The 14,589-nt window shown below is 52.5% G+C and carries 12 protein-coding genes; 7 read left to right on the top strand and 5 right to left on the bottom strand.

All coding sequences use genetic code 11. The annotated features are described in order from the left end of the window. The first annotated feature begins 152 nt into the window (after positions 1-152). Positions 153-2,216 (top strand): hypothetical protein, encoded by a 2,064-nt coding sequence (locus tag ACYVI1_RS14000; protein WP_460911140.1) that lies wholly within the window; start codon positions 153-155, stop codon positions 2,214-2,216. 82 nt (positions 2,217-2,298) lie between these two features. Here the strand turns inward: ACYVI1_RS14000 and ACYVI1_RS13995 are convergent, their stop codons facing one another. Then, positions 2,299-3,165 carry an SdiA-regulated domain-containing protein gene (locus ACYVI1_RS13995; RefSeq protein ID WP_460911138.1) on the bottom strand — a complete coding sequence of 289 codons (867 nt, stop codon included), beginning with the start codon at positions 3,163-3,165 and terminating at the stop codon, positions 2,299-2,301. Positions 3,166-3,451: 286 nt separating this feature from the next. On the opposite strand from ACYVI1_RS13995, the gene ACYVI1_RS13990 reads away from it, so the two are divergent. The 5 genes from ACYVI1_RS13990 (at position 3,452) to ACYVI1_RS13970 (ending at position 7,708) form a co-directional block, all read left to right on the top strand. Beyond that, positions 3,452-3,805, top strand: coding sequence for a DUF3244 domain-containing protein (locus ACYVI1_RS13990; RefSeq protein ID WP_460911136.1), 354 nt, complete (start codon positions 3,452-3,454; stop codon positions 3,803-3,805). Positions 3,806-3,905: 100 nt separating this feature from the next. Continuing rightward, positions 3,906-5,057 (top strand): sensor histidine kinase, encoded by a 1,152-nt coding sequence (locus ACYVI1_RS13985; protein ID WP_460911134.1) that lies wholly within the window; start codon positions 3,906-3,908, stop codon positions 5,055-5,057. 64 nt (positions 5,058-5,121) lie between these two features. Further along, positions 5,122-5,898, top strand: a complete 777-nt coding sequence (locus tag ACYVI1_RS13980) for a LytR/AlgR family response regulator transcription factor (protein ID WP_460911132.1) — start codon at positions 5,122-5,124, stop codon at positions 5,896-5,898. A 65-nt stretch (positions 5,899-5,963) separates the two neighbouring features. Beyond that, the gene (locus ACYVI1_RS13975) at positions 5,964-6,758 is read left to right on the top strand and encodes a carboxylesterase family protein (RefSeq protein WP_460911130.1); all 795 of its coding nucleotides are present in this window, start codon (positions 5,964-5,966) and stop codon (positions 6,756-6,758) included. A 29-nt stretch (positions 6,759-6,787) separates the two neighbouring features. Continuing rightward, a complete protein-coding gene (locus ACYVI1_RS13970; RefSeq protein WP_460911128.1) occupies positions 6,788-7,708 on the top strand; it encodes an RluA family pseudouridine synthase in 921 nt (306 codons plus the stop codon). A gap of 37 nt (positions 7,709-7,745) precedes the next feature. On the opposite strand, the gene ACYVI1_RS13965 is transcribed toward ACYVI1_RS13970, so the two are convergent. Both ACYVI1_RS13965 and ACYVI1_RS13960 read right to left on the bottom strand, forming a co-directional pair. Next, entirely contained in the window at positions 7,746-8,429 is a 684-nt protein-coding gene (locus ACYVI1_RS13965; protein WP_460911126.1) for a glycosyltransferase family 2 protein, read from the bottom strand. A gap of 28 nt (positions 8,430-8,457) precedes the next feature. Continuing rightward, a complete protein-coding gene (locus ACYVI1_RS13960) occupies positions 8,458-9,921 on the bottom strand; it encodes a hypothetical protein (protein ID WP_460911124.1) in 1,464 nt (487 codons plus the stop codon). Positions 9,922-10,198: 277 nt separating this feature from the next. On the opposite strand from ACYVI1_RS13960, the gene ACYVI1_RS13955 reads away from it, so the two are divergent. Beyond that, a complete protein-coding gene (locus tag ACYVI1_RS13955) occupies positions 10,199-13,009 on the top strand; it encodes a TonB-dependent receptor (RefSeq protein ID WP_460911122.1) in 2,811 nt (936 codons plus the stop codon). 145 nt (positions 13,010-13,154) lie between these two features. Here ACYVI1_RS13955 and pgmB read toward each other — a convergent pair whose 3' ends face one another. Together pgmB and ACYVI1_RS13945 are read right to left on the bottom strand one after the other, a co-directional pair. Beyond that, positions 13,155-13,814, bottom strand: a complete 660-nt coding sequence (pgmB, locus tag ACYVI1_RS13950; protein ID WP_460911120.1) for a beta-phosphoglucomutase — start codon at positions 13,812-13,814, stop codon at positions 13,155-13,157. Positions 13,815-13,855: 41 nt separating this feature from the next. Beyond that, entirely contained in the window at positions 13,856-14,587 is a 732-nt protein-coding gene (locus tag ACYVI1_RS13945; RefSeq protein WP_460911118.1) for a DUF4386 domain-containing protein, read from the bottom strand. Positions 14,588-14,589 lie beyond the last annotated feature (2 nt).

Genomic DNA, 14,589 nt, shown 5'->3' with positions numbered 1-14,589 from the left:
CCGCTGAATTTTAGGAAATTTAGCGGTTGGGCCACCATCGTTCAGCCAACGCTTCTCGTTCAGGTGTGCTGCTTGATTAGGTTGTAACTCCCGTCGCTGTGAGGACACAGCGACGGGAGTTACAACCTAATCACTTAATACAGTTCAGCTACATGAGTCAATTTGATTTTCCGCGCATCAACTTTTCGGGTCAGGCCGTCATCAACCCCAGCACCGCCAATAATAATGTGCTGCTCCCATTAGTCACCTATGACCCAATTCAGGTAAGCGCATTGTTGCCGCCCAGACTTTATTTTTCGCAGGACCTGCTGATCCTTCACAAGCTGGGGGACTTGCCAATTCCCCAGGATCAGGTAATTTGGGAGGACGACGATCTGCGTTATATCGAAATTGACCCGGTTAATTCCCGCCAAACGTTCATCGACTGGGCAACAACTCCGCTGGGGAAAAGCCCTCTGGACGAAGCCTACCATGCCCTTTATGAATTGGTCACCGTTAAACGTACCGGAAAACCGCTAACAGGCCATTTGCCCGCCAACTGGAATTATTACGGTGGGATGGAATTCGGGTTTAAGGACGTGGTTGTGCAAAGCGTAGCCACCGCCGACAACCAGTTCATTACGCCCGAAACCCCAGCCTGCCCGCCCGATGTGGCCGACATGCTGGGGGCGACACTGTGCATGGAAAATGAAAAAGGACAAAACACGGCGGTCATGATCGACGTGTTGCCCAGTCTGGCCATGTTCAGTCAGGTATTTTGCGACCTGCTTCAGCTACAAAAGCACGAGTCGGTATTGATGAGCGGCAAGCCCGTGAAAGGCTCACTTCGGTTTTTGAACCTGAATCGGGTTGTGAATCAGGAAGGCGTTTTCAGCAGCTCCGGCACGTTCTTTTCGGCAATTCCGGTGGAGGAACTGGCGGGCGGACTGCACGCACCCGTGATGCGCCTGTTTCAGCGATACAGTCAAAAGAAAAAACCACTCAAGGGCATTTTCATTCGCTACAATCTATTCGAGGTGAACGAAAACCAGACCCCCGACTATTCGGTCATCGGCCCAGCAGCCAACCCGGCTACGGCAACCGTTGCGGGCAGCCTGACCCCCTGGTATGAAGGGGAAATGAGGTCTATTACGATGGGCAGACAGTTAACCCCCGAAGCGCCTTTCGCCAGGGATAACGTTTTTGCCCCCATTGTTTGCCAGGTGGATGTTAAGGAGGGAATGGTGCGTTTAGACGTTATAGGGAGCATTCCCGAAGAACGTACTGGCAATCAGGTCCCCGCTTATGAAACGTATCCGGTAGGGCCACTACGGCTGATGCTGTTAACGGAGGGAAAGCCGGAGGTCCCGATTGGCACGTTTCAGATAGATGCCACTCACTTTAGCCGCGACCGGTTGTTGAAAACGGGCGGCATCATTGATCTTCCTGTCGACGCCCGTACAGGATTAACTGAGGAGGCATTTGACGCTGGCAGGCTGGCCCTGTATAGCCAGTCAATACCAGCAGCCGATGGGGCAGGCGACATTCTGGTTATGCAGGAGAGTGAGTTTATGGTTGCTTCTGATCAGGCTGGTTTATACGCAAACCAGGGTCAGAAAGCCGACGACGGGTATCTGTGTTACACATCGGCAACAGAGCCTTGTCAGGTTAGGGTTTACCGAAAAGGCAGGCCCTGTACCGAACCGGTACCCATGACGATTATGGAGCTAACGATTACCAAATCAGGTGTTTCGGCTTCGGTGAATCAATTTCTCAGGACAACTACGTTTCGGGATGGGCAAACAATGACTTTTCCCACCAATCGGGCGGCTAATAGTATGTATGTATTTTATCCGGGACTGCCCGCCGTTATCTCCCAAAATTTAGTGGCTGATTTGATTAAAACCGGATTTTTTGTCAGCCTTCGCGTATTGCCCACCCCCGACTACGGAAAATACCTGGACCCGGACCACCCGGATTATCCAACCCCGGTATCGTTTGAGGTTGTTTATCAGGAACTGCTTCATGCCTATGATTTTGTGTTTCCAAAAGCGTCGCTCATCACGCCGTTTACCGAAGCCTATTTTCAGCGAGGCTGGCAATTCATCTGGCAGCGCATGGCGCCCACGAATTGGGGATCAGCCAGTTATATGCCGTCGAGCCGGGATATGCCAGCCGCGAAGTGGGCCTTGTTTTGCAAATGGGCAACAGACATGGCAACCAACACTGATGGCTAAAACCCCTAAATCCCCTGAAGGGGACTTTGCTCAAGAGCGGATAAAGTCCCCTTTAGGGGATTTAGGGGTTTCAGGCAGTTTCTTATTTCTGATAGGTAAATTTCATGATCGTTCCTTTCTTTCCGTCGCCTTCGCTGGCAATGAATAAATCACCGTTGGGCGCAAAACAGATGCCTTCGGGCTGGCGAAACTGCTTGGGGTCGAGGGGTTCCGAATAAAGAATTTTCGCCTGTCGGCTGGTGATGAGCAGGCGCTTCCCGGCGGAAGTCAGCACATACCACTCCCCCGTTATCGGATGCACGGCAATGCCCGATGGCTTGTAGGTTTTGGGGTCGATGCCCGCCCCCTGGAGTTGTTCGTCGTTCAGGCTCATGTCTTTAAACACCGCCCGGTTCAGCAAATCGAATGAGTACACCGCTTTATCGCTCGACGCACCCCCACTTTTGACCGCAATGAGCAGCCGTTTCACTTTCGGGTCGTAGCCCAATCCTTCCACTTCGGTCTTTTTGGGCAAGTCGGTTTTGGTGCGTCTGATTTTGCTGGCTACCTCGGTCTCCACGGCGTCTGTATTCGCAGGCGGTTCGAAGCGGAACAAATCGCCGTTGCTTTCCAGCACATATACCTCGTCGTTGACATACTCGATGCCCTCGAAGTCGCCGTAACCGCCGAAGCCAAAATCCTGCGTAACTTTTTCCTTTTTCGTATCGAACACGTACACCACCGCTTTTTCGTCCTGCACACACAGGAGTTTATCGTCTTTATAATACGTAAGCCCCGACACTTCTTTCAGTTCTTTGGGGAGGGTGTAGGTTTCGGCGGGGGTCTTGAGCTGATACGGCAGGATGAAGTCAGCCGTGCGGCTTCCGGCTTCCGGCTGGCGTTCTTTGTTTGACGATGAAGGCCCGCAACCGGCGAAGAGCAGCAGGATTCCGAAAAGAAAACGAGTCATACAGGAGTAAGAATTTGGGATAAAAGTAGGCGTTTCGCCTGGGCATCGTATGCCTGAATCGAAAAAAATCAGGACGTCATCTTCGTCACACTGCCGGCGTACACCGGAGCGCAGTGGCCATTCCGAGAGGAAAACGGCGTTGTAAAGCGTTCGGGTAAAAGGTGCTTAGATGCCTGAAAACCAGACTCATGGGCCAAAATTCGGCATTCAGCATTATTTCTTTTTGGACGCCCTGGTAAGGCTGCACCTTTGTTGTGTTCAAACGAAACTAAAAACACAGGAAGCCATGAAAAAAATCTTTATTCTGATGCTGGGGCTGGTAGCCGGAACCGCATCATTCGCTCAATCAACGGACAGCACAACCCCCGCAACGACCGTTACGATTACCAACGATCAGAAACTCAAACTCATCGTCGGCAAGGAAGAAGCCACCGCCACCATCACCCTGCGCGATGCTGCGGGGCATGTGCTGTATAGCAACACGCTTAGTCTGCGCGATGGCCTTCAGCAAAAATTCAACCTCACTCAACTGGACGAAGGCTCGTATCAACTGGCCGTAGTGGTTGGTAAAGAAACCGTTGTGAAGGCGTTTTCGATTGCCAATCAACCTGCTCAGAAATTGATTGCCTTCGGCTCGTAATCGAATTGGCGGCACTCCCGCTCCCGAAACCGGCATTCCGCCGGTTTCTTTTTTATTGAGTGGCCACCTTTATTAGCTTTGTATAGTGACGAACTCAATCATGACATACCGCCTGACGGCCCGGCAAAAATGGCAACTCGCCGTAAGCGTGTTTGTCATTTACTGGCCCTTACGGCTGTATGCCAATATACCGACCTTCAATGGGCCAATGATTGTCCGTAGCATTCCCTTCTGGACACTCGAAATACTCCTTAGTGTTTTGTTCTTTTATGCCTGGATCAGCGTTACTGAGTGGATTCAGCAACGACTTTCCCATCGGTATGGCGCGGGATTTCTGATCGAATTCAAAATACCGGCTCAGTTGGCTACTTTATTGGTTGCCAGCGCGTTGGCGGTCGTTTTTAACATCGGCTTTTACGCCATCTGGCATACTGTTGACGACGTTCTCGAACAGCGTTTTGGCATTTACCGCGAACAGGAGGCTCGCCCGCCGTTGGCTGACCAACAACGCCCCCCGAAGGAGGAACGCCACCGAAGCCGCGACCAGCGTCGGCGTGTTAACAACGCACTGACCGTGATGGCGATGCTGTCGGCCTTTTATTTAGCGGCCAATCGCCGGGCCTATCGTCGGCTGGAGGCTGTGCAGGTGCGGGCCGAACGGTCAGAAAAAGAAAACGTGCAGGCTCAGTTTGCAGCCCTCAAGAGCCAGGTCAACCCGCATTTTCTGTTCAATAGCCTGAGTATTTTGTCGTCACTGGTTCATACCGATGCCGATTTATCCGAAAAATTCATCGACCAGTTATCCCGTGCCTACCGCTACATTCTGGAGCAGAAAGACAATGAACGGGTACTGCTGAAAACCGAACTGGAGTTTATTCAAGCCTATCGATTCCTGCTGAATATCCGCTTTGAAAATAAATTTGACATTCTGATCAACGTTCCTGAAGCGGATCAAACCCGCTATAGTATTGCCCCGCTCACGCTGCAACTGCTGGTCGAAAACGCCGTGAAACACAACCGAATGTCGGCCAAAGAACCGCTGCAGGTGCATATTCGGCTTGATACCGATTGTTTGATTGTTGAAAACAATCTACAGTCACGGCCTCAATCAGAAGCCTCAACGGGTGTTGGGCTGCAAAACATCATTACCCGGTATACCCTCCTTACCAACCGTCCGGTGTGGGTTGGCGAAAGCGACGGACGTTTTGTTGTGAAAATTCCATTACTTAATGGCGAACGAGTGAATGGGTGAACGAGCGAAAAACCGCAGGCCGGCTTTCACCCGTTCACTCATTCACTCGTTCGCTCTTTAAACCATGAACGTAGTTATCATTGAAGACGAGAACCTAACGGCCAAACGGCTCGAAAGTTTGCTGCACAAATACGATCCGGACATTACCGTACTGGCCCGGATTCCGTCGGTAGCAGAAGCCGTTGCCTGGCTGGGGCAGCCTCACCCGGCCCTTGATTTGGTATTTATGGATATTCACCTCGAAGATGATCTGGGATTCCGCATCTTTGAGTTGACTCAACTCACCACGCCCGTTATTTTTACGACCGCCTACGATGAATACATGATTCAGGCATTTAAAGTCAACAGCATCGACTATTTGCTTAAGCCAATCAACTACAACGAGCTGGTAGCGGCAATTGAAAAATTTAAAGCGTTGAAAAATCAGTTTGGGCAAGCCATCCCGACCACGTCCGACCTGGAAACGCTGCTGAATCTGCTCGGCAAATCGAAACAAACCGACTTCAAAGAGCGGTTCATGATTACCGTCGGCACTAAAATCCGCAGCATCGAAACGAGCGACATTGCGTATTTTTACCTCGAAGAAAAAGTGGTCTTTCTGGTGACGAAAGAGGGGCTGACGCTGCCCGTCGACTATAGCCTGGATAAGTTAACTCAACTGCTCAATCCCCGCCAGTTTTTCCGCGTTAGCCGCCAGTTTTTGGTAGCCTTGCCCGCGATCCAGACCATTCATGCGTTTTCGGCGGGGAAACTCAAACTCGATATGTCGCCCAAATCCCGCCATGAGGTGTTCGTTAGTGGCGACCGAATGACCGAGTTTAAAGAATGGCTGGGCAAATGATTGTCAGTTGGTTAGCCATAGACCCGATCCGTTAAATCCGCGTTTCCCTTTCTTTTCTTCCCCCCATGAATCATCTTCTAACGTTCCTCCTTTCACTGGTGGCTATTCTGACCAAAGCTCAGGACACAACCCTATATCAAAAACGCGAGTTTGTCGGAACAAACGGCCTGCGGCTTCCCTATCGAATTCTGTACCCTGAAAATTATGACGCCACCCGCACCTATCCGCTGATTCTGTTTCTGCACGGGGCGGGCGAACGGGGCAGCGATAACACCAAACAACTCACGCATGGTGCGAAACTATTTATAACCCCTGAGAATCGACGCAACTTTCCGGGCATCGTGCTGATGCCGCAATGCCCGGCCAATGGCTATTGGGGTTCGGTGAAGGTGGGCCGGTCAACCTCGCCCCTTACGCTCGATTTCGACTACTCGCGGGAACCAACACCTGCCCTGTCGTCGGCGCTGGCGCTGTTCAGGCATGTGGCGCAGACGGAACACGTCGACCCGAAGCGTCTGTATATCATGGGGCTTTCAATGGGCGGCATGGGTACGTTCGAGGCTGTATATCGCAACCCGGACTTGTTTGCCGCAGCGATCCCAATTTGTGGCGGTGGCGATACGGTCCGCTACGACCGCCGGGTAAGGAAAATGCCTTTCCGGCTTTTTCACGGCGACAGCGACGACGTGGTGGGGGTTAATAACTCGCGGGCAATGGTTCGGCGGTTGAACCAGGTGAAGGCCCGCGTTGAGTACACCGAATACCCCGGCGTTAAGCACAATAGCTGGGACACTGCCTTTGCCGAGCCTGATTTGCTACCCTGGCTCTTCGACAAAAAACGGAAGCGGGCCGGGCAGTGAGTTCAGTTACGAAGCCCTACCTTTGCTGAATGGACAAACCCGATCAACCCCGCCGGCAGCGCGGACAGCGTACCGACCAGAAACTCACCGTTGCGGAACCTGCCGAATTGATGGCGTTTCTGGTGGCTCAGTTGCCGCACAAAAACCGGAATAACATCAAATCGTTACTCAGCAATAAACAAATCCTGATCGACGGCAAGGTCTATACCCAATTTAACCACCCGCTGTTGCCGGGGCAAACGGTCACCGTAGCGGGTACACGCGCACCCGAAACCACGCAGTATCGGGGCCTGACCATGCTTTATGAAGATACACACCTGATCGTCATCAACAAGCAGGCGGGGCTGCTTTCGATGGCCACCAACAAAGAGCGCGACCGCACGGCGTATGGCATTTTAAGCGATTTCGTGAAGAAAGCGGATCCCAAAAACAAAATATTCATCATCCACCGACTCGACCGCGAAACATCGGGCGTGATGATGTTTGCCAAAAGCGAGAAGGTGCAGCAACGGATGCAGGAATCCTGGAATGCCACCACAAAAGAACGAACCTATGTAGCCCTGGTTGAGGGCGTTCCCGAACCGCCAACGGGTACGGTTACGTCGTATCTGCATGAGAGCAAAGCCCTGATCGTGTATTCGAGCCAGAACCCCGATAGTGGCCAGTTCTCCATTACCAACTACAAGGTTCTGAAAGCGGCCAACGGCTATGCGCTGCTGGAACTGGAGTTGGAAACAGGCCGCAAAAATCAGATTCGGGTGCACATGCAGGACATTGGTCACCCCATTGCGGGCGATGCCAAATATGGCGCAGCCACCGACCCAATTGGGCGGCTGGGGCTGCACGCCGAGGTGCTGGCCTTCGAGCACCCCATCACGGGCGAACCCATGCGGTTCGACGCCCCCGTGCCGAAATTGTTTTTGAGTATGATGAAGGTCAGGGATGAGTAGTCAATAGTCATCAGCAGCCACTACCGGCTGACAACTATTAACTCATAATCCGGTACCGCAGCAAGACCCAAATGGCTTCGATGCCATCCAGCCAGGAAATCTTCTTACCCTCGGCAATGGAGCGTGGGTAATAGCTGATGGGCAGTTCTTTAATGCGAATGCCCCGTTTAGCCACTTTGGCCGTCACCTCCGGGCAAAACTCAAAGCGGGTGCATTCAAGCGGAATTGAGCGCAGGAACGCCGTGTCGAATACTTTATAGCAGGTAGGCTCGTCGGTTAGCCGTTGGTTGTAAAGAAGATTGGTTAGAAACGTAACGACCTGGCCCCCAATATAAAAGCTATAATACGAGTGGCGATTTTCGGGTTTCAAAAAGCGTGAACCGTAGACTACCTTCTCCTTCCCGTCGGCAATGGGTTGAACTAAGGCGATGTAATCCTGTGGTTCGTATTCCAGATCGGCGTCCTGAACAATGGCAATGTCACCGGTCATGTGATCAATAGCGGTACGAATAGCCGCGCCTTTCCCCTGATTGTGCTCATGAAAGACAACGGTAATGTTCGGAACCGACTTGTAGGTGGCTAACCGCTCGCGGGTGCCATCGGTTGAGCCATCATCGACAATAATGATCTCTTTGGGGAGGGGCACAGCCTGAACTTTGTCAAGCAGTGCATCAATTGATTTAATCTCGTTGTAGGCGGGAATCAGAACGGAAAGCAACATAAAACAAAGATAAGCAGAAACAGAGAGTTTATTTTCGCACCCAGTACGCTAACGGGAAACGAGGATTTTTGACCGGCACGAAGTGAGTTTGTAACCCAGTCCGCAACTGCCGGAGTGCATACACATTGGATGGTTTGGTGAGTGCGGTGCTGTCATCGACAAGGCTGGATCGGTTGCCAAAGACAACTAATTTCAGGCTTGTGTCGGCTAAGGCCTTTGCATATGCGTTGGGGTGCGATTCAAGGTAATGCGTTGTCTGCATTTCGGTGTTGATAAACGGAACGTTCGGCTCCCGATCCGAGAGATAATACAAACTCATGCCATTGTCGATCAGCAGCGCATGGCTCCGGGGGCCAACCTGCTCCCGAATAAACGCCCCCGCCTGCTCTTCACCGGCATAATCGGTTAAGGAGACAAAACGCCGAACGGCGTTGGGCCGGTATAACAACACGCTGATAAGCAACAAAATACCGATACCGCCACCCATTGATACCACGAATTTGGTGGGCAACTGCTGATGCCGTTTTTCATACAACCCGAGCCACTGATCGGCGATGAAGCCCAGATGCAGCACAAAAAAGACAGCCGCCTGAAAAAAGTAATGACTGGCCTGGGTTTTCAACAGGGCAATGCAGGAAAAAAAGGCGAGAAATAACGCCAGCCACAAGGCTGGTGTTTGCCCATACACGTCCCGATAAGGCCGTTGACCCACCAGCACGAACGAGAGCAGCAACAGCAGCAACAGCCAGCTTAGTTTCAGCAGAAATTTGGTCAGAAACAGCGTGTGCGACGGATACCCGCCAAACGGGTAAATGTACGTCCATTCAAGATGAACCGCCAGGCGATTGGTCGCGTGAAAATACCAGGCCGACAGCAGCAACGGTATGGCAAAGCCCAGCAACACCAGCAAGCCCCGAACGACCATTGGCCAGAATTTTAGCCTGCCCTTTAGCCATAACGTAAAAATAAACGCGCCAAATCCCGCTACGTAGAACGCTGCCACGCTTTTGAAGCACATTGCCACGCCCAGCAGCAGCCCCGCCCCGACCCAGCGCCAGGGGGCCGCCCGATTCAGGTTGGCTGCCAGCGCGAAGGCGTTGAGGCCAAGCAGGGCAATCCAGCTTTCAGGCTCCAGGAAATTCATTTCCATGAAAAAGCAACAGACCGCCGTCAGCCCTGTCGTTATCAGGGCCGCGCGTTGGCCAAACAGGCTTGCCGCCCGCCAGGCCGACACCAACACGCCCGCAGCCAGCAACGTAATCAACCCCGACACACTAACATGATTGTAGCCTCCCAGCAGGTTCAGCAATACGTTCGTAGAGGAGTAAAGCAGGTAGGATTTAGACGGAATGAAATCGTATAACCCATAGCCTTCATTGAGGGAACGGGCAATAACCAAGTACTCATAGGCATCGTAACCATAGCCGGAATTGTAGGCAAACAGATAGAAAACAGGACAGAATACGGCCAGAATTAAAAAAAATCGCGCCATCGAACTCCAATACAGCGTTTTATAAGTTAAGTGTAGTATTAAGTGGACAAATGTACTGGTTTACGAACAAGCTGTCACGCACGTCGAAGCCTTTTATTCACTGCCTGCGCCATTCGGGTGTAGCTAAGCAGGCTGGCAGGGTGAAAACAGACAGGAAGCAGTCCGTAGGTTCCCCCGTCTATTTCCCGCCTTCGACGCCTAAAAAACGGCATTCCGCCAGATTGTTTTTTCGGTTCGGTTATCTAACCGGACTTTTGAGTACTTAATTTAGATTGTTATGAAAGCGCTGCTACTCTCTCTACTCATCTTTGGCTCAACAAGGGCATTTGCTCAAGACCCGGCTGCGCCCGCTGCGCCTGCCAGTGGAACCGCAACGGGGCCTGCTACAACAACACCCGGCAGCGCTACCGCCCTGCCCACACCCGTTGCCGACCCGTTTGGCAAGGTTCCGGCCAGTACCGCTCCCAATACATTCACGGCGCCAGCGGGTTCCACACCCAGCACCATTGAAGTACCCACGGGCGTAGCGGCTCAACCGGGAGCCACGCCTTCAGAAGCTGAGCCAATTGTTCGTGGAAACGGCAAAATCACCGGCGTACTCATGGACTCGGCCAGCAACAAACCGGTTGAGTTTGCCACCATTGCCCTGCTGAACACCGCTACCAATAAGCCTATCGATGGCACAACCGCCGATGCGAAGGGAAACTTCACGCTGGCCCGGCTATCGCCCGGCAAATACCGGCTGCTGTACTCATTTATTGGCTATAAAGATAAACGAAGCAACCTGATCACGATAGATCGCGGGACGACGCTGAACCTCGGCACCGTTAAGTTATCGTCCGATGTTCGCACCCTGAGCGAAGTGAACGTGGTGGGGCAGGCAGCCATGATTGAAGAAAAAGTGGACCGGCTGGTCTATAACGCCGATAAGGACCTGACCGCCAAAGGGGGCGACGCAGGCGATATTCTGCGAAAAGTGCCGATGTTATCGGTCGATTTAGATGGCAACGTGAGTCTGCGGGGCAGCAGCAACGTGCGGGTCCTGATTAACAACAAACCCTCCACCATTGTGGCCAGCAGCGTGGCCGATGCCCTCAAACAGATTCCGGCCGACATGATTAAGACGGTTGAGGTGATCACCTCACCCTCGGCCAAGTATGATGCCGAAGGCTCGGCGGGCATCATCAACATCATCACCAAAAAAACAACCCTGCAGGGCGCTACCCTCGACGTAAACGGGGGCGCGGGCAACCGGGGAGCCAACCTGGGCCTGAATGGCAACTACCGCAGCGGCAAAATGGGTTTTTCGCTCGGCGGCTTCGGGCGGGCTGAGTACAACGTGCGGGGGGCCTTCCGAAACGACCAGACAACCCTTTCGTCAACGGGCAATAGCCGAACCATTCAAACGGCCAATACCCTGAGTCAGCGCTTGTTCGGTAATTATCAGTTAGGCTGGGATTACGACATCAATAAGAGCACGTCGCTCACGGCCAGCCTGCGCTACGGCGCCAGAAACGGCACGAATAGTCAGAATAACCTGCTGACCCAGACGACTTCACCAACGAGCTACTTCCCAATCATCAATAATCGGAACGTGGAAGTTAAAGACCTGTCGGGAACGGTCGATGCGAACCTGACCTACACCAAAATTTACAAACCCCAGCAGGAATTCAGCGTACTTGGTGTGTATAGCCGAAATAACCGGACCAATAATTTCGTGGCCGATATTCTTGGTGGTACTGATTTCCAAACCATTACGGCCCGCCAGAAAAACGATAACCTTAGCTACAATCAGGAATCGACACTCCAGATCGATTACCAGACACCGTTAAAAGCGAACCAACTCCTCGAATTTGGGGGAAAAGGCATTTTTCGGCAGGTCAATAGCCAGTACCAGTATTTCTTTGCGAACGGGTCTGAAGGCGGTTTCCAACTCGATGAGAGCCGTCCAGCCAACACCTTATTTTACGACCAGAACATCGCCGGAACGTATTTATCGTACACGGTATCGACCAAAAGCAAGTTTACCATTAAAGCCGGGGCACGGTATGAATACACGTACATCAATGCCCGGTTCAGTAACGAAACGGCGGGAGCCGCCACCTCGATTCCCGATTATGGCAATCTGGTACCGAGCATCAACGTCTCGAAAAGTATCAAAGGTGGAAAAATCATCAAACTGGCTTACAACCGCCGGATTCAGCGGCCCGGTATTCAGTTCCTGAATCCGAACGTGAATGCCGCCAACCCCACCAACATTACTATCGGAAACCCGTATCTGAAACCCGAACTAACCGACAATGTCGAGTTCAGTACCAGCGGAAATCTGAAAGGGTTGTACCTGAACGCGTCCATCTTTGCCCGGCGAACGAACAACGAAATCACCTCCGTTAAGGATGTATCGGAGCAGCCCTTTGGCGACCCAACCAACCCGGTTTTGCAACAGGTCATCCGCACCACTTATCAGAACGTGGGCCGCCAGGATGCCATTGGCCTGAATCTGTTCGGCAACGGAACCCTGTTCTCGAAACTACAACTCGGCGGGGGCATCGATTTGTACCACGTCAACCTGACCAACAACAATGCAAACCCGATTTATTCGGCGTCCAACTCAGGCTGGGTCATTGGAGGCCGGGTCATGAGCAGCCTGTCGCTCAGCAACGGCTGGGGTTTCCAGCTTTTCGGTGGCGCACGGGGTCGGCAGGTTCAGTTGCAGGGTAGTCAGAGCACCATGTACTTCTACAGCTTTGGCCTGCGGAAAGAATTTAGCAACAAAAAAGCCAGTTTAGGTATAGCAGGTGAAAATTTCCTGAACCACCCGTTTGTGCAACGGTCCGAGTTCAGTTCGCCCGTGCTGAATCAGAATTCGGAGACGAGTTTCTACAACGCCGGGGTTCGGCTGACATTCAGCTATAAACTTGGTAAGATGAGTTTCGACCAGCCACAAAAACGTCGCAAATCAATTAATAACGACGACGTGAAAGGCGATGACGGTGGTGGCGACAACGGCGGTCAGCAGCAACAGGCAGCACCAGCGGCTCCGGCGGGTGGTGGTAGCCGTAGTGGTGGTGGCCGCCCCCGGTCGTAGCCGCATCAATAACGCCAGACATTAATTAGAATAGGTTGACGACAATTCCTCCTGCTTTGCGGGAGGAATTTCTTTTTTGGATAGTTTCAGGCTCGTCCTTTCGGGTTCTATTCGGCGGCATCCTGAAACCCTGAACCGAATGAAACTAATAGGAACTCTTTGCCAATACCTCCTCCAACGTCAGGTTTTCCAGCGACGGGGCCACTAAATCGGCCTGGGTGAGTACGTCCGGCAATCCCAGCCCAACCACAAACATACCGGCCCGCTTACCTGCTTCAACACCCGCTACCGCATCCTCAAACACCACACATTGGTCGGGCCTGACATTCAGTTCAATTGCGCCTTTCATAAACACTTCCGGGTCGGGCTTGCCTTTGCTGATTTTGTTGCCGTCAATAAGGGCATCGAAAACATCAGTCATACCAATCCGCTCCAGAATCATAGGCGCATTTTTACTGACAGACCCCAACGCCGTTTGCAGACCGGCTTTGCGTACCTGCGCGAAGAAGGTAGCCACGCCGGGCAGAATTTCATCGGAGGTCATGCGGCTAACCAGGTCCAGATACCACTGGTTCTTCTGCGCTGCCAGTTCATTTTTTCTCTCGTCGGGCATCGCCAGGCCGCCATGGGCCAGAATCAGGTCTAAGGATTCCATACGGCTAACCCCTTTGAGCTGCTCATTAAATTCCGGCGACAGATCGAAGCCGAGTTCGTTGGCTAACCGTTTCCAGGCCTGGTAGTGATAAATAGCGGTGTCGACAATGACACCATCAAGATCGAAAAGGAAAGCTTTTATCTGTCTCATTTATGCTTAATTGGCTGAATAACGCACAAATGTAGCCAGATTTAGGCAGGTACGGCCACGGAAATGGGCGGCTGAAGCCGTAAAAACCTCACGCCGACAACCATCAGCCAGATTAACCAGAGCGTACTTCCCAATAAACCAGCCAGTTTCCAAACCGGGAAACCCGGAATCACCGTGGCAAATAAGTCCCCCTGCGCCAGCAGATAAATAGCTGAGGCTGCGTAGCCAAACCCACTCACCCATTTCGGAAACAGGCGCAGCTCAGCGAACGCCCGTGCGATCATAACCGTCCAGGCAATGGTTAGCAACTGGCCCAGATGTTCGCCCAGCACGACTCCACCATACTGGTGAATGGCCTGAAAAACGACTACGCTGGCCGCCCGAATAGCCGGGTCGCTGGTGGTTACGTAGTTATCCGCCAGAACCGGCACCACAAACGTCCAGCGCAGCAGGCCAATTATCTGCACCACTCCCGACACAATACCCAACGTGGTTGCCAGGCGCACAAAGTAGACCTGGCCTTCAAGCCGCTGGCCAATGAGTTTGTAGGCAATCACCAGAGGAAAGCCGGTGATGGCAAACGCCCACCAGACAAAAATCAGGGTTGAGCCGCCTGCCTGAAACTGAGTCAACACCAGGCCGGGGTCTTGCCGCAGCACGTCGGGATAGTTGAACAGGCTGGTCAGCAGGGTGTACGGAATAAACACGAACACCGCACCAAGAATCAGTAACAGGCCAATCAGTCGATTAGAAGCCATCAGCGTTGATTTCATTA

The sequence above is a fragment of the Spirosoma areae genome (assembly GCF_054781775.1).
This window is presented reverse-complemented; position numbering and strand designations above follow the sequence as displayed.